General features: G+C 44.7%; 13 protein-coding genes, 1 tRNA gene and 1 pseudogene. 8 read left to right on the forward strand and 7 right to left on the reverse strand.

Going from position 1 to position 21486, the window contains the following annotated elements:
- Positions 1-98 precede the first annotated feature (98 nt).
- The 5 genes from QT996_RS22205 to QT996_RS22225 all read left to right on the forward strand — a co-directional run bounded on the left by QT996_RS22205 (position 99) and on the right by QT996_RS22225 (position 9124).
- Positions 99-1370 carry an aspartate aminotransferase family protein gene (locus QT996_RS22205; protein ID WP_333048965.1) on the forward strand — a complete coding sequence of 424 codons (1272 nt, stop codon included), beginning with the start codon at positions 99-101 and terminating at the stop codon, positions 1368-1370.
- 571 nt (positions 1371-1941) lie between these two features.
- On the forward strand, positions 1942-3156 hold the full coding sequence (locus tag QT996_RS22210; RefSeq protein WP_333048967.1) for a transposase: 1215 nt from the start codon (positions 1942-1944) through the stop codon (positions 3154-3156).
- A gap of 40 nt (positions 3157-3196) precedes the next feature.
- The gene (locus tag QT996_RS22215; protein WP_333048968.1) at positions 3197-6853 is read left to right on the forward strand and encodes a CHAT domain-containing tetratricopeptide repeat protein; all 3657 of its coding nucleotides are present in this window, start codon (positions 3197-3199) and stop codon (positions 6851-6853) included.
- A gap of 757 nt (positions 6854-7610) precedes the next feature.
- Positions 7611-8162, forward strand: a complete 552-nt coding sequence (locus QT996_RS22220; RefSeq protein WP_333048971.1) for a hypothetical protein — start codon at positions 7611-7613, stop codon at positions 8160-8162.
- Entirely contained in the window at positions 8129-9124 is a 996-nt protein-coding gene (locus tag QT996_RS22225; protein WP_333048974.1) for a hypothetical protein, read from the forward strand. The genes QT996_RS22220 and QT996_RS22225 overlap by 34 nt, the downstream gene beginning before the upstream one ends.
- Positions 9125-9773: 649 nt before the next feature.
- Here the strand turns inward: QT996_RS22225 and QT996_RS22230 are convergent.
- Both QT996_RS22230 and gltX read right to left on the reverse strand, forming a co-directional pair.
- The gene (locus tag QT996_RS22230) at positions 9774-10208 is read right to left on the reverse strand and encodes a CAAD domain-containing protein (protein ID WP_333048994.1); all 435 of its coding nucleotides are present in this window, start codon (positions 10206-10208) and stop codon (positions 9774-9776) included.
- A gap of 402 nt (positions 10209-10610) precedes the next feature.
- Positions 10611-12053: pseudogene (gene gltX / locus QT996_RS22235) on the reverse strand (glutamate--tRNA ligase); the annotation flags it as partial.
- 333 nt (positions 12054-12386) lie between these two features.
- Here gltX and QT996_RS22240 point away from each other — a divergent pair.
- Together QT996_RS22240 and QT996_RS22245 are read left to right on the forward strand one after the other, a co-directional pair.
- Entirely contained in the window at positions 12387-12935 is a 549-nt protein-coding gene (locus tag QT996_RS22240; RefSeq protein WP_333048976.1) for a DUF393 domain-containing protein, read from the forward strand.
- Positions 12936-13032: 97 nt separating this feature from the next.
- Entirely contained in the window at positions 13033-13242 is a 210-nt protein-coding gene (locus QT996_RS22245) for a hypothetical protein (protein WP_333048979.1), read from the forward strand.
- 148 nt (positions 13243-13390) lie between these two features.
- On the opposite strand, the gene QT996_RS22250 is transcribed toward QT996_RS22245, so the two are convergent.
- From QT996_RS22250 to QT996_RS22265, 4 genes are all read right to left on the reverse strand, one after another.
- Entirely contained in the window at positions 13391-14536 is a 1146-nt protein-coding gene (locus QT996_RS22250; RefSeq protein WP_333048982.1) for a GTPase, read from the reverse strand.
- A gap of 448 nt (positions 14537-14984) precedes the next feature.
- Positions 14985-15058, reverse strand: a tRNA-Asp gene (locus QT996_RS22255).
- A 56-nt stretch (positions 15059-15114) separates the two neighbouring features.
- Positions 15115-16242, reverse strand: coding sequence for an esterase-like activity of phytase family protein (locus tag QT996_RS22260; protein WP_333048985.1), 1128 nt, complete (start codon positions 16240-16242; stop codon positions 15115-15117).
- A gap of 88 nt (positions 16243-16330) precedes the next feature.
- Positions 16331-18190, reverse strand: a complete 1860-nt coding sequence (locus QT996_RS22265; RefSeq protein ID WP_333048986.1) for a TM0106 family RecB-like putative nuclease — start codon at positions 18188-18190, stop codon at positions 16331-16333.
- Positions 18191-18285: 95 nt separating this feature from the next.
- Between QT996_RS22265 and QT996_RS22270 the strand changes: the two genes are divergently transcribed.
- Positions 18286-19443, forward strand: a complete 1158-nt coding sequence (locus QT996_RS22270; RefSeq protein ID WP_333048988.1) for an aminotransferase class V-fold PLP-dependent enzyme — start codon at positions 18286-18288, stop codon at positions 19441-19443.
- Between the two features lie 11 nt (positions 19444-19454).
- On the opposite strand, the gene QT996_RS22275 is transcribed toward QT996_RS22270, so the two are convergent.
- Positions 19455-21440 (reverse strand): AAA family ATPase, encoded by a 1986-nt coding sequence (locus QT996_RS22275; RefSeq protein ID WP_333048995.1) that lies wholly within the window; start codon positions 21438-21440, stop codon positions 19455-19457.
- Between the last annotated feature and the right edge of the window lie 46 nt (positions 21441-21486).

Here is a 21486-nt window from a genome sequence, read left to right on the forward strand (position 1 = left end):
ACTGTTATGATTTTATGACAAAACTAACAGCCTGCACCGCTAACCTGGATTTTTACCGTACAATCGAGGTCTGCATATTATGTGTTAAGGAGCGATTCGTGAGTCCAGAAACCTTACTAAAAGAACCAAGCGTGCAAGCCGAAGCCAGTCCCTTCAGTTCTGAGAGCTTCGACAGCTATGTAATGACAACTTACGGGCGTTTTGCGATCGCCCTAGAACGGGGCCTGGGCTGCCGCGTTTGGGATACCGAGGGCCGCGAATATCTCGATTTTGTCGCAGGTATTGCTACCTGCACTCTGGGACACGCCCACCCGGCAATGATTGCAGCGGTAACTCAGCAAATTCAGACCCTACACCACGTTTCTAATCTTTATTACATCCCCGTACAGGGCGAGCTGGCGAAGTGGCTTGTAGACCATTCTTGCGCGGACAGAGCCTTCTTTTGCAACTCCGGCGCAGAAGCTAATGAAGCGGCAATTAAACTCGCCCGCAAGTACGCCCACGAAAAATTAAATATCTCGAATCCGACAATCATTACCGCCGTTGCGAGTTTCCACGGGCGGACTTTGGCGACAATTACGGCCACGGGACAGCCTAAATATCAGAAGGGTTTTAGCCCTTTGGTTCCCGGATTTCACTATGTGCCCTACAACGATATTAGTGCGATCGAAAGTGCGATCGAGGAACTCGACAAAGACGAACGCCAAGTAGCTGCAATTATGCTGGAAGCGCTGCAAGGCGAAGGCGGAGTTCGCCCCGGAGATATCGCCTACTTCCAGCGAATTCGGGAAATTTGCGACGAAAAAGGCATTTTGCTGATTCTCGACGAAGTGCAAGTCGGGATGGGACGCAGCGGCAAATACTGGGGCTACGAAAACCTCGGCATTGAACCGGATATCTTTACGTCTGCGAAAGGGTTGGGTGGCGGTATCCCGATCGGCGCTATGCTGTGCAAATCTTTCTGCGATGTATTTGAACCGGGAAGTCACGCCAGCACTTTCGGCGGCAATCCTTTTGCTTGCGCTGTAGCTTTGTGTGTGTGCCAAACTTTAGAACGGGAAAACCTTCTAGAAAACGTGCAGCAGCGCGGGGAACAGTTGAAAGCAGGCCTCAACAAGTTGGCGGCCACATATCCGCATTTAATTGCCGAAGTGCGCGGCTGGGGTTTGATTGTTGGGATGGAATTGCAACCTGACATCGAACTGACATCGGGCGATATCGTCAAATCTGCCATCGCCGCCGGAGTGTTGTTGGTTCCTGCTGGGCCGAAAGTGCTGAGATTTGTCCCGCCGCTGATTGTCACCTCCGCTGAAGTCGATCGAGCTCTGCAGGCAGTAGAATCAGCCTTGCGTTCTCAAGCGGTACAGTAAAATCTACTGACTAGCTTTTTGTTAGCTGTAGCGCTGAAGCTGTCGCAATATCCTAGATAACTCGCTTAGTCCAGGACACACTCTTCCTCAGAAACCGGGTTTCTTTCGAGATTTCTCGTTACCAAACCCAATAGTTTCCCTGAAACCCGGTTTCTTAGCCTAAGTCCGATCGGGGTAAAAGTAAACCCGCCCCGCTGCAAGTCTGTCAGGGCGGGTTTGTCAAGTTTAGAACTGTCTGTGAAACCCGACCCGAAAGACTGACGGCGCTTTTAACCGGGAGTGTCAATAAAGATCAACGCGCAAAATTATACTATTAGCCCTTGCAGGTGCTAGTTTCGCTATCGGCGTGTCTGTTGGGACTTGTGAATCCTGGTTTAACTAGCGCCCTTCCCATTAAACGGAGTACCGTTATAGTGGGAAGGGCGGGTGACGACGATTGCATCCTCAAGCAATTTTTGGGACAGCTTTCAACAGAGAAAAGATGTAATCCTCGGCAGCAAATTTTTTCGTAATACTTTGCTCGTCAACTGTATGTTGTGAGAGAATATAAGAACCAAGGAGGTGAGGTTGATTGCTACCCAAGGCTATCTCAGTTCGTTTGTATCCTACCCAAAATCAAAAAATACAAGTAGCTTCAACTTTTGGGTGTGCGCGTTGGTGGTCTAATTATGGTCACAATAAATCAACTGAAGTTTATAAAAAAAGTGGTAAAAGACTTGGCTTCTCCGCGTTCAAAACAGTTTTAGCTGCTATCAAAAAATCCGATGGAAGTGCAGGGTTAGGCGAGGGTTATAGCCAAGTTTTGCCCGCTACTACGATCCACTTAACCACGGTTCACAAAAAGTTTTTTGATAAACTTGCGGGGTTTCCTAAGTTAAAATTTCAGGGTAAGAAACAGTCATTTTCGTATGCTCAAAAGTTCACCCAAGTAGATTGCCATGTTAAAATTTTCCGCAATATAGGAATAACCACACCAAAAAAACAGGGATTCATTGAGGGTCAAATTAAGAGTGGAATTATTAGTAACAATTATTCAGGGAAATATCTGGCATCTATACTGACAGAAATTGAGGGTGAGAACCCGACAACAAAAGAAGGTACGATTTATGCCATTGATTTAGGAGTGAAATACTTTGCTATTGTCACCGAGGGCGAAAAAGTATCTAAATATGACAAGGCAAAGCACGAGAAGAACTTGAAGCGCAAGCAGCCAAAGTTAAGGAACCAGCAGAAAAGAAGTAATTCTGAATACAAATCTAGAAAAGCTGTTGCCAATGTATGCGAACGATTTAGGAATTCACGGCAAGATTTTCTACATAAACTTAGTTATAAGTTAGTCAGCGATCGCCTCGCGGTCATAGTAGAAAACTTTCATTTCGGGAACAGGATTCGCAATTCAAATTTGGCGAAAGCAATATTAGATGAGGTTTTGGGAAGTTTTACCCACTTCTTAGCCTACAAGTTGGAACGCAAAGGCGGGAACTTAGTCGAGATTGATAGAGGGGTTTCCAGTTCTAAACTCTGTTCTAATTGTTTCTATCCAATGACCGAGATGCCATTAGATATGAGGGAAGGGACTTGTCCTCACTGTGCTACAGATCGCGATCGGGAGGGGAACGCAGCGATAAAGATGAAAGCAGAAGGTATCAAAATACTAAAGGCGGAAGGTTCAGCCGTTTCGGCTTTAGTAGGATGCGAGGTAAGACCAAAGCTGGGAGGAAAGTATAAGCTAAGGCACTCGCCTATGAGTACAGAAGCCCCTACTATATTCGGTACTACGATTTAGGGGTGGGTAGTTCACTTGGTTGCACGGAATCAGCGCTCCTATGGTTAATAGTTTGGCGGAATGCACGATGGACGAACAGCGTCGCAAAACTGATGTTAATATGCTCCAAGCGCTGCTGGAAAATCCTGGGGACTCAGGAATAGATTTGATTTTGAGGACGAACCCAAAGTCGATCGACTTTGGGTTTGTGCAAACGCTTTATTTGGAAGAACCGGCACTGACGCGAGAAAGTTTGCTGAAAGCTGCAAAATTTTTCCAAAGGGCGATCGCACCCTTAGAATCTGCAAAGGGCAATTATAAATTGCCCGCAACCGGGGCAGCATATCTGGCTTTTTTAGCAGAAGTATTGCAGGCAGTGACGCGCAGCGCTGATTCGCAGCACCTGTACTCGCTGCTGAGAAACAATTTAGATAAACTCGACCAGAATTTTGCACAACTGCTGCGCTGCTGGGCAAATTTGGTGTTTTCTGCTGCCAAAGAATCCGAGAGAAGGCGGATTGCAGCCCTGATCGGCAATCTCAGCAACAAAATTGGGCGGTTTCCCCTCGGCAGCAAGGCTAATAACTTGGAAATTGAAATTGCCGGTTACGAAACAGTTGCTAAGGTGTTTACCCGCCAAGAGTTTCCCCAAGAATGGGCGGTGATGCAAAACAATCTGGGCAACGCTTATAGCGATCGTCCCAAAGGTGATAAGGCTCAAAATATCGAACAGGCGATCGCTTGCTTTGAAAATGCCCTACAAGTACGCACGCCCGAACAGTACCCGGAACAGTGGGCGACGCTACAAAACAATCTGGGCAACGCTTACAGCGAGCGTCTCAGGGGAGATCCGGCAGACAATCTAGAACAGGCGATCGCCTGCTATCAAAACGCGCTGCGAGTTCGCACCCGCGAAACTTTCGGGGAAGAGTGGGCGAGCACTCAAAACAATCTCGGCCGTGCTTACAGCCGGCGGCTGCGGGGCAACCGAGCTGAAAATTTGGAACTGGCAGTCGCTTGCTACCAGAATGCTTTGCAAGTCTACAACCGCAAGGTGTTTCCCCGGCGTTGGGCTACAACTCAAAATAATTTGGCAAATGCTTACTGCGAGTTGCTGCGGGGCAACCGAGCTGAAAATCTCGAATACGCGGTTACGTGCTATCAGAGAGCTTTGCAGGTGCGGACTCGGGAAGCTTTTCCGCAGCAGTGGGCGACGACTCAAAGGAATTTGGGTCGGGTGTTTGTCGATCGCATCAAAGGCGATCCGGTGGAAAATTTGGAAATGGCGATCGCCTGCTATCAAAATGCTTTACAAGTCTACACCCGCATCAAATTTCCCGAAGCTTGGGCTTCGATCCAAACTTACCTCGGTAGGATCTACAGTCGGCGGGTGAAAGGGGAAAAAGCCGAAAATATGGAAATGGCGATCGTCTGCTATCAAAATGCTTTGCTGTTTTGCAACCGCCAAAAAACTCCCGAACGCTGGGCAATGCTGTGTGCTTACCTCGGCCGCGCTTTCTGCGAACACGTGAAAGGGGAAAAAAACCGCAACCTAAAAAGCGCGATCGCCTGCTATCAAAATGCGGGCGAAGTCTACACCAGGCAGGCATATCCCAACCGCTGGGCCATGCTGCAAATTTATCTCGGCAGGGCTTATTCGCAACTGACCGAGGCGGAAAACTTGTCCCACATGGAAAGTGCGATCGCCTGCTATCACAGCGCCTGCCAAGTCTACACTCGCGAAACCTATCCCCACCGCTGGGCTGAAATTTTATTTTATTTGGGTCAAGCTTACCGAGTTCGAGGCGACTTGCTTCGCGCCTACGGGGTTTTTACTGCTGCGGTCGATACTGTTGAATTCTTGCGTTGCGAAGTTGGGGTTGATACAGTCGATTTTGGCGATCAGACGAGTACCGCAAAAGTCAAATTAACCCGCACCTGGGCTGGGCTCTATAAATGCCTAGTGCAAGTTTGCCTGGAACTCGGCGCTAGCCAACCTGAATATTACGCTAAGGCTCTGGAATACGCCGAACGCCACAAAAATCGGAATTTGGTAGAACTGCTGGTTAAATGCCACTTGACTCCGAAAGCCGAAATTCCTGCAGCGGTGCGAAGCGAGTTGGAGTCGCTGCAACTGGAAATAGCGGGGGAACAGCGGCACCAAGAACAGGGAGAACCTGAGCCGAACACGACCTTGATTTCTGAGGGCGATAGCCAAGATTTGAACAGCGGTTCTCTGCTGCCGAACACGGACTTCATGCACTTAAATCAATTGTGGAAGCAGTTTGATAGGTTGATTGCGCGGGAGGTGCAGGCAAACGACCCTTTCTTCAGCCTAGCTCACAAAGTTGAACCGATCGCTTTCGAGCAAATTCGCCAATTGTTGCCTGATGACAATTGCGCTGCTGTGGTGTGGGCGAGTTTGGGGGAGTTGCTGGTTGCTTTTGTGGTGGTAAAGAGTGCACAATATCCCGCCGTTCACCTGTGTTCCCCGGAAAATGCTTTGGCTGCCGAAAGTTGGGGCCAGGAGTACCTCACCGCTTATTCTGAACAAAAAGGTCGCTGGATCAATCATCTCCCGACTCGCCTCAAACGCTTGGCTACGATGCTGGAAATCGATCAAGTGGTGGCGCTGATTCCCGATAATTGCGATCGGCTGATTTTTGTGCCACACCGATTTTTGCACGCTTTGCCACTCCACGCTTTGCCTTTGGCGGGGAGAGACGGGTTTGAGGACGGTGGGGGAATTTTTAGGTCTGGGTGGAGCGATCGCAGCGGTTTTGATGTGGAAACCTACAGCCTTTCGGATTTTTCTCAAAGTTCGTCTTTTGGCGACGTTGCAGCGCCTGCTGCTTATTTGATCGATCGATTTCCTGGAGGAATTCGCTATGCTCCTAGCTGTCAGCTATTGCTGTTGAGACAAAGTGCACACGGAGCGGCTATTGGTCGGTACAGACCAGGTTTGCAGCACCTTTTGGCAATTCCAACTTTCACCAGAGATGCGTTCTACAGCAACATTGAAATCGGCAATATTTCCCAGTATTTTGCCAGTACAGAAGTTGTGCGCCATAAGCCGGCAATTAAAGGGGCTTTTTCCCAAGCAATGTCTGCTAATAATGGGAATTTGCCCCAGCAAATAGGGCAGTTGCAGCAGAAAAAATGCGCTCATTTTGCTTGTTTGAGTTTGCTTAATTTGGCTTGGCCGCTGAAATCCGCCGTGTTTTTGAGGAATGATTCTCTGAGTTTGGAGGAAATTTTTAATCTGGATTTTCGGCAATATTTTTTAGTTACTTTATCGGGTTGCGAAATTGCCGCTGGCGGAGTTAACGGTGCTGGAGGAGATTTTGTGGGTTTGTCGGCGGGTTTGTTGTATGCTGGCACGTCTAGTGTGGTGAGCAGTCTTTGGAAGGTGAACGATGTTTCTACGCTACTGCTGACGAGCAAGTTTTATGAAAATCTGGGACGGTTTTCTGCGTTGCAGGTGGGAGATGTGGCGATCGCGCTGGGGGACGCTCAAAGGTGGCTGCGGGATTTGACTAGCGAGGAGTTGGAGGTGTTGCTGGCGGATTTTCAACCTCAAATTTCGCAAATGTTCGATCGGCTTTCTCAAAGTTCTCGCCTGATTGCGGAGGCTTCTTTGCAGCAAATTCGCAACCGCAAACCCTATCCTTTTGCCAATCCTTATTATTGGGCTGCTTTTACTGCGGCTGGGGTTTAGTTATTAGTCAACCGTCAACCGTCAACCGTCAACCGTCAACCGTCAACCGTCAACCGTCAACCGTCAACCGTCAACCGTCAACCATTCGTGACAAGTTAAGACTTTGCTACATTTGTCAATCAGTAATAATACTCAAAATAGTGCTGTTTGAAGAGTGGAAAATTCGCGATTTGGGGTCAGCGGGCATCAATATGGCGCTCCGCACGCTCGCACGAGCGCCCAAGTTTCCGTTTTTCACCCCATATTTGAAGAAAATTTGAGCATAATTGCTGATTGACAAATGCTTCCCTAGTTTAACTTGTCAGCAATGCGGTGAGAGTGGCCAGCTCTTGATTTACGGCAAGGCTGACAAAACCCGCGTAGTGCTTTTGCCGAAGTCGTTGTACACAGATTAGGATTCCCATTTTTTCCCGATGCAGGTTCTCTTGCCCCAAACATAAGCCAGCCAACGGTTTGCGACACTTTTCTGTATTATTCTCTCATAAGATTGATGGAAGAGCGGTAATTACCGTGATGCCAAGCGCTTATCGCAACGCACCGTGGATCGAAGTTGAGGCGAAACTTAAAGAGGAAGCGATTGAAAAATTGCGTGTATAATGGATTAGTAGGGCTTGCTGAAACAGTCTTTATCGCATAAGTCAGAAATCCCAAACCCAGGACTACAAAGCCTTACCAACAAAAGTTAGTAAGCAAATCATCCGCCGATTAGATTCAGCATAAAGCCCGCCAATCATTAAACTTAACTGTGGAGTGGCTGATGATAGTTGTAAATATGCCATACTTTCAGGGTTTGACGATTCTAGCCGATTTACCACCAAGCCCAGGTTATACGCGCGATTTTAGTTACTGCGTGAAAATTACTAACCAAGAAAAGTATCCAGACTATTGGCTATTCTTACAAATTAGTTCAGTAAATCCTAATGCACCCCCCAGCCCTTATATATTAATTCAACCAGGAGAATGCGTCCCAGTCTATGGTTATAGACCCATTGCAACAATCTCAGCAATTGCTAAAAATAAAGTCCAGCCCAAAGACTTAGAAAATAGTAGCCAAGTAACGATACTTGAAAATATTAATCTCCAAAATGCGCTGATTAAAGGTACTCCAACTATTCAGCCACCAAGCGAGCTACCTGCAATATACCAAAAGGTAGAAGATAATTTTCAAGTCAAATCGCTTAATTTGGACGGTTTACAGCTATCTCTAGTTAAGCAAGACAGGCAACTAGCCCTCAACTGGCTCGTTTTTCCGGTAATCGGAATAGCAATACTAGGATGGATAATTATTTCCAGAATAAGAAAAAAGTAGATGGTAAGCCGCAAATGACTACAATTATGGGGAGCGGACTAATTATTTTAGTTAGTGCATTGAGTGCAATTGCTTTTCCCTTTACTACTTATGCCACCACACTATTCACGTTCGGCATTGCTCACATTGCTATTGAATTACGCTATATCGATAGCCGTTTTTATCAGAATTTAAATAAAACAATTGAGTGGCGTTTGCTGCAATTAGTCCTATCAATTGCTTTATTACGCTGTTGTGCTATCTTTGGGCTAATTAGCATTCAGTTAGCTCCTTTGTTGGAATTATTTGCCGGACTAGGATTAATTTTAGTCGCTACTCACCACGTTTATCGACAGAATTGGCAATTGGGGATACTTGGTTTAGCTGTTAGCTGTTTATGCGGTATTGGGATTATCAAAGACCCGATTGCTACCTTAGTTATACTGGCGCTCGTTCACAATTTAACACCAGTAGCATTTATTCTAGAACGACAACGTACTAAACTACTTCGCACGTTATTAATCTGCGGACTCGTGTTTGGAGGAATACCAATAGGAATTATTAGTTTAAAAAGTTTAGGTATAATAAAATTTCCCCTTGAAACAAACACCCATTATTTAAATGCTTTTGTTGCACCATCATGGCAACATTTATCAATTGCTTATCCATTGTTCTCGGCTGCCACCTTTCTCCAGTGTATGCACTATGCAGCGGTCATCGGCTTATTTTCGCGGTGGACGAAAGAGGATGCGGAAACATTCTTATTCTGGCTTCCATCTAAAAAATTCTACTGGTTGTTGGCTGGAATATCGGTTTATTTTTTAGTAGCTTTTCAGCATTCGTTTGCACTTACTCGTGCTTTCTACGGCATCGCAGCAGCTATTCATGCTTGGTTAGAAATTCCATTATTATTGCTATTACCCCTGCCAATAATAAAACAGAAGTCCGCAGCTATAGGAAGCGAGATTAGCACCGAAAGATAAGCCGATGTTCCATCGCCATGAATAACCAATTGCCCATCGGTACATTAAACTCTCAACAAGCGCGACACCAGTTTCGATCGATAGGGAACGCATCGGGAAACTTAAATACGGTGATAGTTCGATAAACAGCTTCCACGCTATAGGATGAGTGATCGATGTGGCAGCACCAGTAATTATTGCTAGCTTTCGCCAGTCTTTTTTTCTAACTTGAGCGCAGATGGCGACAAATAAGCTCTCGATCGCAATCGAAACAATCAGTGCAATTAGTTCTTCTGAAGCGAAAAACATGGCGAAATAACTGGATTAGTTCCATTGCTGACAAGTTAAACTAGGGAAGCATTTGTCAATCAGCAATTATGCTCAAATTTCCTTCAAATATGGGGTGAAAAACGGAAACTTGGGCGCTCGTGCGAGCGTGCGGAGCGCCATATTGATGCCCGCTGACCCCAAATCGCGAATTTTCCACTCTTCAAACAGCACTATTTTGAGTATTATTACTGATTGACAAATGTAGCAAAGTCTTAACTTGTCACGAATGACCGTCAACAGTCATTAGTCAACAGTCATTAGTCATTTAAAAACCCGACACTAACAACTTATTTAAAGTTATCAGTGTCGGGCACAAATTCAACAAATTACCAGCAAAAGTTTAGGACTTTTTGCCGAAAACTTGTTCTTTCAATGCTTGAATTTCTTGACCTAATTGTTGCCGGTTGGACGATCGCAGCAAATAGCGGTAGACAAACCATACCGCGTATCCGATACCAATTAGCTCGAATGTGGGTGCTAGCAGGGGGATGTCGTTGAGTTCGTCTACTATGCCCAAAAGCACTTTCAAAGAGATAATCGAGGCTAAAATTACACCGACAACAGTCAGGGGACTTTTGTACTGTTCGTAAAAGCTGCCGATGTAAGCGGGAAACTCGGACAAAATTGCGATAATTTGTTCTTTGATCTGCTGGGTCTGACTTGGTGTTTCGTCGGTAATTATGACTTTTGTGGTATCGCTGGAACTGTCTGCTTCATTTCCGGCAGGAATTTCGGTGATGATAACGGTTGTTTCTGGTTCGTTTGATGAAGTCATTTCTCCACTCGCAATAGTTGTTTGCTGGTTGGCGGCAGGTATTTCAACTGCTGCTGCGACTGTTTCAAGAGCCGGTATTTCGACTGCTGCAACCTCCCCGTCGGTTGGTTCAAGAGCCGACACTTCGCCTGTTTCTGAAGTCGGTATTTCGACTGCTGTAACTTCCACTGCTGGTTCGACAGTCGGCGTTTCGACTGTTTCGAGCGCAAGTTTTTCGACTTCTGAAACCTCTGCTGCTGATGGTTCAACAACCGGGGTTTCGATTGTTTCAATAGTCGGTGTTTCGACTTTTGAAACCTCCGCTGCTGACTGTTCTATAGCAGAAGTTTCAGCGACTGTTTCTGCCTTTGGTTGTTCTGGGGTAGAAGTTTCGTCCGCGACACCAACAGCCGGCAAATTCAAGTTGCTAATGGCATCAAGCAAACGGGTTTTAGCCGTTCCTCGTTGGTGAAGGATTACCCAAGATTCTATCAGGTCGGGGCCGTGCATTGCACCTGTCAGAGCGGCTCTGAGCGATCGCATAATTAGCCCTTTGTTAAGATTTTTCTCTTTACTGAGCTTTTTAGTGATTTTCTGAGCTTCCGCTGATGTCAGGGATGAATGACTTTCCATAGCTTCTAAAACTGCTTGTAAAGCCTGTGCCGCCCCTGTTTGCTGCAATTGTGCGAGTGCTTCTTCTTCGTGTTCCACGGTGGTGGAGAAGAATACCTTACACATATCCACAGCATCGGTTAAGCGAACGAGACTCGGGCCGATTAAAGCAGCTATTTGTTCGAGCCAGGGGCGGTCTGCCTCCAAGTCAAACTCGTAACCGCCTTTCTGCCACCAATAAGGTATCAGCAAATCTGTCAATTGCGGCACTGGCATTTTGTGCAGATATTGACTGTTCAGCCAATTGAGTTTATCCCAATCAAATTTTGCACCGGCTTTGTTGACTCGATAGAATGTAAATAATTCTGCTGCTTCCGACAGTGTAAATATTTCCTGCGTTGAATCCGGCGGAGTCCAACCGAGCAAAGTCATGTAATTAACTAAAGCTTCGGGCAGGTAGCCCATATCTTTGAAGTCAGAAATCGAGGTTACGCCGTCGCGTTTAGAAAGCTTTTGTCCTTGGGAGTTTAAAATCAGCGGCGTGTGGGCAAATTCTGGGATTGTCGCGCCCAAAGCTTCGTAGAGCAATATTTGTTTCGGAGTATTGCCGATGTGATCTTCGCCGCGGATGACGTGGGTGATGCCCATGTCGATGTCATCGACAACTACGGCGAGGTTGTAGAGTGGTTGGCCGATGACGCCGCCGCTGGATGCACGGGCAATCACCATATCGCCGCCGAGGTCGCTACCTTTCCAGGTTACGGTCTCGCGCACCATGTCGTTCCAAGAAATTGTGCGATCGTCGTCGATGATAAACCGAATCACAGCTTGTCGCCCTTCGCCTTCAAAAGCTGCGCGCTCTTTGCTTGTCAAGTTGCGGTGCCGGTTGTCGTAGCGGGGGGCTTGTTTGTTGGCTTTTTGTGCTTCCCGCATTTCGTCGAGTTCTTCCGACGTGGTGTAGCAGCGGTAGGCGAGTCCATTGTCTAGAAGGGTTTGGACTGCTCGGCGGTATATTTCCAGACGCTGCGACTGAAAACTCGGACCTTCGTCCCAGTTCATACCCAGCCAGGTGAGTCCTTCGAGGATGTTATCGGTGTATTCGCTTTTAGAACGTTCTACGTCTGTGTCTTCTACCCGCAGGATGAATTTTCCGCCTTGGTTGCGGGCAAACAGCCAGTTAAATACGGCGGTTCTGGCGGTACCGATGTGTAGGTTTCCGGTGGGACTGGGGGCTAGACGGACTCTGACATTCATGTAGATTTGTGCTTTTAGATTGGGCGATTTGCTGGTTGGGGGAATAGCTGATGTTTAAGACTTTAAATTTTATTATATTTTGTTGCCGAATTAACAGTTGTGCTTGGCAGGTGCTTTGCCTCGAATTGCTTGATAATAGGCGATCCTCTTCGAGGGCTTTCCTTGGGATCGCGGAGCTAACAAGCGATCAGGCGAGAGTCTCCGGCAACGCAGGAGAAGGCATCTTGATGATAATAGCTTGGGGGCGGCCAAGACTAGATTCACCTTTGGGACTATTTTTCACACCACAAATAACTGTTTTAGGAGTACCCAAGGCGCACCTGATAACTATTGATGCTTGTAAAATGTTTGTGTGCGATCGACGAAATTAAAATATATTTCCCTATGTCTGCTGCTAAAACCGAGTTTTCCGAATCTGTTGCGCCCTCACCCGACTCTGCTGCGCCTGCTTGGCAGATTGAGTTGCTGTACGACGGTGAATGTCCTCTGTGCGTGCGGGAGGTTAATTTCTTGAAAAAACGCGACGCGGGGCGAGGTTTAGTGTCGTTTGTGGATATCGCGGATGATGGCTACAACCCGGAGGCCCACGGCGGAATCGACTACGAAACGGCGATGGGGCGGATTCACGCGATATTACCCGACGGTACGACAGTTAAAAATGTGGAGGTTTTTCGCCGCACCTACGAGATTTTAGGGATGGGATGGATTTATGCAGTTACTAAGTTACCAGTGCTCGGGGCGATCGCCAATTGGCTGTACGGAATTTGGGCGGACTGGCGGCTGATGCTGACGGGAAGGCCGGATTTAGCAACTATTATGAGCGATCGAACTCAGAGGATCGAGTGCGAAAGTCAGGGCCGCTGCCAACCCAACTCAAAATGAGTCATATTTAATAACTGCGATCGCTCGATCAGAAAATGTCAGCAGAAACAGACTGCAACTAACATTAAAGATGGACTACTATTAAAGGTCAAAAAAAATGCAAGATGCAGGCTATACAGTCTTCATGGGCTTCGGTGGTCTCTGGATACTTATGGGAATTGCCGCTGTGATTTTCCTGTTAAAATCGGACGGTCAAAAACTTAGGTTTGGCAAATGGGGATTGCTAGTTGCTATTCCTATTCTCGTGCCCATCGTCCTGGTTTTGACATATCAGATAGCCCGACCGTTTATTATTCCACACCTTTGAGCGCTGCTGGGAGTCGATCTTTAAATTTAATTATAGGCAAAGAGTTTGCGGAACTTGTGAGGAGAGTTCTAGGAAAGGGCAAGGAATATTAGGAGTCGTTGATGGGGGTGGAGTGGGTGCCACAACTTCTCGCTGGATTAGGCGGAAACTAGAGACCACCCAAAAATTTGCTAACAAGCACTATCCATCCAGGCAGATCGCGTATTTCAGTTAATGCTAAATCCTTCAACACATCTTTAGCTTGTTTATGGTAGCTTCTAAATTTTGAACGTAGAAGCTCTTCTTGCTCAAGCTTAGCACCACTAGAAAGGATATAATTAACGGTTGCCAATAGTGCAAGAGTGATAACAACTGCGACCCCAGCCGCCGCCACATCAAAAACACCTGTAGGTGGAAGAAATGATTTAACAAACAAAAAGAGGCTGGAACCCCCTGTTTCAGCGAAAAATGTTGGCAGGATAGCGAGCGCAGCTTGAGAAGACAAAACTTTACCAGCGTATAAGTAATACAAAGACCCTATGGCAACTGCCTGTGTTGCGGTAATAAATACTGCGCTACCCGGAATAAATGCTGCACCTGCCACTGCTATCAAAGCTACCGCAATTATTTTGACTGCATAAGACTGCTTTTCAGCCATGTGTCTTGCTAGCAGCAGGTCTTTTCCCTTTTTTTCAAGAAATTCCTCAATATCACAGCGTAGCGGAAAAACTCCTCTAATATCCATCTTGGGATTACGGCTTTTAGGATCGTAACCCTTCGTACAAGTTGGATAAATCTTGTCTACCTTTAAATCGTTTTTCCACTGATTGACTACATCATCTACCACCGTTGGATCGAGATCATCCCACTCATCAATTTTGTTAAGAACGACAAATATTAAATCACAATGCTGCCTCAAGTCATCTAGGCTTTTCTTTTGTGAAGCATCTGATGAACCTGTTACTACAAATATGCCAACATCAATATGCCTCAAAAAATTCTTGGTGACTTCACTATTCTCGGCACGCACATCGTCAAGACCTGGTGAGTCAATTAAATAAACCTTTTCATCCAGTTTTAGAATTGTTAAATCTTTAGTAACACCAGAAACTGCTCCTACCTTAGCAATTTCTAAAGCTTTTCTTCGGCTGAGTTTCAGTAAAGCATTAATGAGTGAACTTTTGCCCGAACTTACCTTGCCGATAATCGCAATGTTGAGGGACTGGGATAAGTCCGGTGCTTGTTCAACAAAGAGGGCTTGTACCCGGTCAAAAAAACTCTTTTCGTCTAACCCGTCGAAGGCTGAGTCACCCATGTTCCTTACTCCTCTAATATCGTTTACGCAAATGATTGCTATAAATGGGTATTGGTAAGCCTTCTCCTAATCAACCCGTTATGTAGCTAAAAATTAGGTAATCCATATACCAACAACTAAAATATAACATCAAGTTTCCGCAAATCTTTCTTAGTCGTGGACTCCCGGGTACTCAGAAACCTGGTTTTTTGGCGAGAATAATTCGTTACAGCCCGCCTCAACGGCAAAAAAAAACCCGTTGCTTTGGTTTTGATGCGTCCAAGGCTGTTTCTGTAAGCGGATGACATACGGAAAGTCTCCAAATTTCACCTGATTTGAGATGATATCGAGAGACTTCCGTATCTCTATTCATTTATTGAGTAGTGAAATGTTCAACTACCTATTGATCTATAATCAATAAGAAATTGCGATAGCTTTTTTCAGCAATCTGAACATTTTCTATTTTGAACGGGACAGACGGGGCTCGAACCCGCAACTTCCGCCGTGACAGGGCGGTGCTCTAACCAATTGAACTACTGTCCCTCGTTTTGCCGTTTTTTCAGGCACAATTTCTATTATGCCTATAACTTCACCTTTTGTCAAGAGGTTTTTTGAACTTTTATTTGGAAGCCCAAAATTTGAGTCTCTTGCAGGGGACTGAAGTTGTTGTCGCTCACCAAAATCAGACCTCTGCTAGCATCCGCCAGGGCGGGGCCAAATGTCAACCCCTCAATGTTGTCTAGGGGAATTTTTAGGGTTTCCAAATCCAGCAGCAGGCGTTTTTGAGCGGGAGAAACCTCGCTGAGACGGCTTTGGAGACTTTCGAGCGCTTCAATACGATCGCCCTTTTCCAGAGAAATCTCAAAAATTCTGATAGTTGTGCCGGTTTCCAGGGAGAAAGCACGCTCTAAACTCAGCAAGCGGTTATCGTCGATCGCCACCAAATCCACTAAACCGTTGCTAGTTAATTTTCCCACAGGATTCGCGCCAGCGGGTAGCGGTTCGGTGATGTAGAGAAACGATGCTTCTGGATTACCGCTCACCGCATCGTAGCGCAAAATCCGGCACGGGCTCCCGGTTTCGAGGGAAGCTACGGCGCCATCTTGAACCAAGGCGTTTTCGGTGGCGGTGAATAGGTATTTGCGATCGGGCGTTAAAGTTAAACTTTCAAAAGCGAGATTGTTGCGGATGCCTTTACTGCCTTTGTCATCCGGCAAAAATAGTTCAGGAATTGCCAGCGTTTTCAGGAGTTTACCATCGAGGGAGAACTCTTTGATAAAAGGATTTATTTGGCGATCGACATCTCCCTCAGAAGAAACAAACACGCTATTGCCAGTAAAAGCTATCCCTTCAGGATCTAAACTTAATTCAGGAAAACCTTTGCCGTTTTCATCTAATAAAGTAGTGACACCCGTAAAAGTAATTTGCTCTTTTTGCAGTTTACCAGATTGCAAGTTAATTTTGAGAGTATAGAAGCGCGCCGGAGCCTTGCTGCTGCGGTCATCAGAAATGGCATAATAAACTTGTTTTTCGGCATCATAAGTAATGCTCGAAAGCCCGCCAATTTCCGTACCCTGAAACGGAGAACCTGTAGGAAATATTGCTCTGCCGATAAAATCTATTTTCGTAACAGCGAAAGATTTGGCTGACTGGTTTACCCAAATAGCAACAGTTGCTGCCATCAAAAAACAGACAATAAATATAGTTGCTTTTGCTAGCTTCCGCATTTTACCAATAAATACATTATTACCTATCTTCCTCTTCCCTTTCTTCCTTCGCGCCCTTCGCGTCTTCGCGGTTCATTACATTTAAAAATCACGGCTCGTGATTCAGCAAAAAATTGGTCAACCAATCTTTAACCACATAAGTAGCACGACAGTCGTCCTCATTGTACCGGACGATCGCCTCCAAGAGCGATCGATCGCCAGTTTTGAGCCAATCGTCGTACCAGCAGACGCACTGAGCACCATTAGCCTTAGCATCTCGCCAGTCAAAACCCAGCCAGCGGGCAATGGGTTTGAGTGCGTAACTTTCCACGGGCATAATCGCCTTTTGCGTCACTTGTTTGTGAATATCTACAAACCGTTTCAGCACGGGTTTCCACAAATAAGCTGGAGTATTGTAAAGTTTAGCCAGTCGCTTAAAAGTCTTGACTTCGTAGTCGCAAAAATGGAAAATCGGAGCAATAGGATAAGCCCACATTAATTCTAAAAATTGCTCCCAAATTGCACCTTCCTCTGCTGCTGATTCTGCTAAAAAGCCGTGAAATTTTTCCGTATTGTTGTACCTGTCAACAACTAAGACTCCGTGGAGGTAATCCAAGTTTAACTCGGGTTCTGCTTCAATGTCAAAGTAGAGTTCGATTGGGGCGATCGGCAAAAAGACAGATTGGGAATAGGGAATTGGTTTCTTGCGGAGAATGGGCGCAGGTATAGAAGATGTGGCAGGTTTATTTTCTCTAATTTTTACTTCCTCAACTGCGATGCCATTCAAGATATTGTCTACAATATCTGGTACTATTTCCGATGAGTTAAGTTCTTCGGAATTTTCACTTCTACCTTCTTCTCGATCGTTAATCCCTGTATCCGTGTCGTGCCTTCCTTCTTCCTTCTTCCCTCTTCCTTCTTCCTTCTTCCTGACATCCGTTACATCCGTTACAGAATCCGTTGCCGAACTTCCTTCTTCCTTCTTCCTTCTTCCTTCTTCCCGCAACAGCGGTTGATTTAGCAAGTGCGATTGAGCTTGCTGCACCACATCAAAAGCAACTCTGTCCGGGAATTCTGGATACTCAGCCAGCAGTTCGGAACTAGCATTAGCTAGAGCTTCAACATCAGTAATTTCGAGAGTTTTTAGCCTAGCATAGCGGCTGGCAGTAACTCCCGGCAATAAGGAAAGATGTTTAATAGATTCGGCTTCGGCGTGACAGATAGTATACCAACCGCAAAGATTGCACTTTTGCCGGGAAATGAAAACCTCTGGTTTATCCCGGTTTTCTATCATTTGAATACAGTTGTCTAAAATCTCGAACATCTGAGGAGTTCGCTGGTCGAGATTCACCTGCCACCACCCTTTTTTTCGCAGCATCAGCCACGCAGTATCGGGCATTGTTTCCTGTACAGAAGCTAAAACTTGGGCGTGAAAAGCTGCGATAATTTGATACTCTTGTTTTGGTCGCTTGCTAAGCCAAATATCCGCAGTAATATAACTCCACTTGCCAAATTTTGATTGTCCCGGCTGTTTGATTAATAAATGGGGGCGGCTGATCAGGGTAATGTTTGAAGAGTGAAGGTTGGAGGATGAAAGATGAACGGGAGTTTCGGGGATTTCGCCAAATTCTGGGAAATATTGACTGTCAATTCCTACCAGAGAAGTTGTTGCGCCGTTGGTTTGGCCGAATTCGCCCTGGATCAGAACTCCTCGATAAATGCGATCGACCCCTTGCTGCATTAAACTCAATGTAGCGGCCGCGCCGGCTTCCCAATCCCCTCTAGGATAATATGGTTGTTGGTAAGTCTCGTGTTCCAAAGCTTGCTGCTGGTATGCGGCGCTGTCGCGCATCAGTTTCAGCAGAAAGTCGCTGGGGGGGTCTAGTTGTTTCCAGTCTCCGCAGGTATCTAAAAAAGCTCGGAGATGGCATCGTTGATAGGAAAGTAGCAGTTTGTCAGTTATTAACATTTAGTATTCGCAAGGCATACAGTATCAGGCAAAAGGTATAAAATTCACACCATCAGTTATTCAATATTAACGCTATCAATAATTCAAAAAGAAAAATGACAAAGGACAATCATCGGCAACAATTCCCTGCTTTGGCCAATAAAGCTTATTTTAACTACGGCGGACAAGGGCCGCTGCCTGAGCCTGCTTTAGACGCTATTTATCAGGCTTACAAACGGGTGCAGCTTGGGGGGCCGTTTTCGGGGGAGGTGGGGGCTTGGGTGGTTCAGGAGGCGATGCTGACGCGACGTGCGATCGCATCTGAGTTGACCGTACCTCCTGAAACCATTGCCCTAACTGAAGATGTCACCGTCGGCTGCAATATTGCGCTGTGGGGCATTGACTGGAAAGCAGGCGACCATTTGCTGCTTTCTGATTGCGAACACCCCGGCATTGTAGCTAGTGTAATGGAACTTCAGCGCCGTTTCAAGATTGAGGTTTCGATTTGTCCGTTGGCGGCTACTTTGAATGAAGGTGATCCGGTGGCGGTGATTGCTGATAATTTGCGGCCAAATACTCGCTTGTTGGTTATCAGTCACATTTTGTGGAATACTGGCCAAGTTTTGCCTCTGGCTGAGATTGTGAAAGTATGTCATCAAACAAAAGTCAAAGTATTAGTTGATGCGGCTCAATCAGTGGGGGTTTTGCCTTTGAATTTGATTGAATCCGGGGTTGACTTTTATGCTTTTACTGGTCACAAATGGTGGTGTGGTCCGGAAGGTTTGGGGGGACTTTATGTGAGTGCTGAAGCTTTGGCAGATTTGCATCCAGTGTTTATCGGTTGGCGGGGAATTGTGACGGATGCTAATGCTAAAGTCCTTGGCTGGAAGTCGGGATCGCAGCGCTATGAAATTGCGACTTCGGCTTATCCTTTGTATGCGGGTTTGCGGAGTGCGATCGCCCTGCAACATGAATGGGGTACGATCGAGGAAAGGTATGCAGAAATCTGCCGTTTGAGTAAGTATCTCTGGCAGCGTTTGTCGGAACTTCCCGATGTGGAATGTTTGCGAAAATCTGCGCCGGAAGCGGGTTTGGTTTCGTTTCGATTAACTAATGGGATGCCGCACAAAAAGCTGGTCGATTTGTTGGAAAAACAGGGAATTATGGTAAGGACTATTCTTAATCCTGATTGTGTGCGGGCTTGTGTTCACTATTTTACAACTAAGGCGGAGATTGATAAGTTAGTTGGGGCGATCGCAAATCAATTAGTATAGCCGGGGCGGGTTTATTTATAGTCCTGGACGCACGGATAGTCAGAAACCGGGCGATGGCTAAGATATCCTACCACCTCTTCGTCTGATAGTAAGTTTATTCCGAGGATAGAACAAATAATTTTACTTAGTTCTCGCCTTTTCTCTAGGTAGTCTCCACGAATAATAAAATCTATAAATGTCCTTTCATTTTTAATCAATTCAATAAGTTTGTTTAAATCTCTATATCCTTCCGGTAGGTAATCTTCTACTTCTCCTTTACTAAGAACAAAAATTTTATCCTCCATTTTTTCTGTGATAAATTTTTCAAATAATTGCAATTGTTGAGGGGTTTTATTATCGGGTAAGTTCATTTTTCTCGACTTGAGATAATTACAAAGGTTTGTTAGATTGTCGAAATTTTTACTCTTTATAGCCTCTTCAATTTGCTCAAACAATGTTTGACCATCAATACTTTTTTTGTGATTAATAACATCTCGATCTATTTTTGAATAATCCACTCTAAACATTTTCTTGAGTTCTTCACTACCAATCTGTAAAATATAATCTAGGTCTGCAATTATGTAATTGTCCAACTCAATTTTTTTTAGAAAATTACGATATTTTTGCAAATTAATTTTTCCATGTACCTCCAAAACTTCTATAATTTCACTGTTTTCGGCTTTCTTATAAATATTAATTAATTGCTCCCAAAAAATTCTATCGGTAATTCCTTCCACAAGAATTACCTTATCTGCAAAAAATATTTTCTCGTTGTTGTGGCTATTAATTATGTGGAGAAGGTCTTTAGTTTCGTCAAAATTGCTTGTAAGAAAATTTTTTATAGTGCTTTTACCACTCGATTTATATACCCTCACAATCTTCGATATAGTTCTCTGATTAATAAATATAGGAGAATGCGTTGAAAAAATAAATTGGTTCTGTGTTAAATTAGCTAAATCAAAGAATAAGTCAAGGAGTAGAGATTGCCATTTAGGGTGTAAATGAACTTCAGGTTCATCTACAATTATCAAGCCATTTTTAATATTAAATGCAAAAATTCCCAATAAAAAATTTAGAATTTCTTTTTCTCCCGAACTCGCCTGATGTAAAGAAAATCTTGTATTTTCTTGGATTTTTAGCAGAATAATCTCATAAGTATTACTGTTTGCATTTTTAAGCTCTACATTCCATGAATATCCCAATTTCTTTAAATGTTTAGTTACTAACTTAACTTCTTCATCTGCATCCCAATATTTTTCGTATCCTTCAGTCTTAGCAAGCGTTTCATACTTCCGTCTCTTTTGTGCAAAGTATATTGATGCTAGCTTTATTAAAGAAGTTGTACTTCGAGACGTAGCTGATGAATAATTACTTAATAAATTATAATAGTTCTCACCCGCTAAGCTGACTTGAAATAGCGTATCTCCTCCTCTGTAAGGCGAAAAATATACATATTTTGGGCTAAAGCGAGTATCAAGAGGTAAAAACTCCAAATCAATAGCCTTCTGTATAAGTATTGAGAAAAGTTCATAATAGTTCAAAAATTTAAGATAAATTAATTCTCGTGAATTCAAAAAGGGTTCTTCAAGTACATTGTTGACTATGCAATATACTAACTCTTGATTTTCTGCTAACTCACCCAGTTTCCAATTTTCAACTTCATCAATTATTGAACCAGATAAATATAGTATTCTGTAGTGGCCCAGAGCTAACTTTATTTGTTTTTTATATTGATTGATTGTTGCTATATTTTTTATATCTTGAGCATCTACTTTAAAAGTTATTTCAATTTGAGATTCAGAAGCATCTGCACTGAATTTATCTAGATGATTCTCTGCCGGATCAAATGAAGCCAATCGCTGAATCTCCCCCACTCCAATTCCCATATCATTCACAGAATAACTATGTAAAAAGAATCTTTTTAAAATTATCAGCAGGATATCTAAAAAATTACTTTTTCCGCCCCCATTGGGGCCAACTAATATATTAATACCATTTTGCCAAATAAGTGCTACAATGTCAGGTCAGAAAATTAAGGGATTTTTTATGAAGGTCAACTATCAA

Origin of the sequence: Microcoleus sp. S13C4, assembly GCF_036700865.1 — a bacterium.
Lineage (GTDB): Bacteria > Cyanobacteriota > Cyanobacteriia > Cyanobacteriales > Microcoleaceae > Microcoleus.

Excerpts from the sequence above, each read along its gene's own strand:
- QT996_RS22240 (WP_333048976.1), top strand. The coding sequence starts at position 12,387 with ATGCTTGTAAAATGTTTGTGTGCGATCGACGAAATTAAAATATATTTC.
- QT996_RS22225 (WP_333048974.1), top strand. The coding sequence starts at position 8,129 with ATGGATAATTATTTCCAGAATAAGAAAAAAGTAGATGGTAAGCCGCAA.
- QT996_RS22270 (WP_333048988.1), top strand. The coding sequence starts at position 18,286 with ATGACAAAGGACAATCATCGGCAACAATTCCCTGCTTTGGCCAATAAA.
- QT996_RS22245 (WP_333048979.1), top strand. The coding sequence starts at position 13,033 with ATGCAAGATGCAGGCTATACAGTCTTCATGGGCTTCGGTGGTCTCTGG.
- QT996_RS22215 (WP_333048968.1), top strand. The coding sequence starts at position 3,197 with ATGGTTAATAGTTTGGCGGAATGCACGATGGACGAACAGCGTCGCAAA.
- QT996_RS22220 (WP_333048971.1), top strand. The coding sequence starts at position 7,611 with ATGATAGTTGTAAATATGCCATACTTTCAGGGTTTGACGATTCTAGCC.
- QT996_RS22230 (WP_333048994.1), bottom strand. The coding sequence starts at position 10,208 with ATGACTTCATCAAACGAACCAGAAACAACCGTTATCATCACCGAAATT.
- QT996_RS22250 (WP_333048982.1), bottom strand. The coding sequence starts at position 14,536 with ATGGGTGACTCAGCCTTCGACGGGTTAGACGAAAAGAGTTTTTTTGAC.
- QT996_RS22265 (WP_333048986.1), bottom strand. The coding sequence starts at position 18,190 with ATGTTAATAACTGACAAACTGCTACTTTCCTATCAACGATGCCATCTC.
- QT996_RS22260 (WP_333048985.1), bottom strand. The coding sequence starts at position 16,242 with ATGCGGAAGCTAGCAAAAGCAACTATATTTATTGTCTGTTTTTTGATG.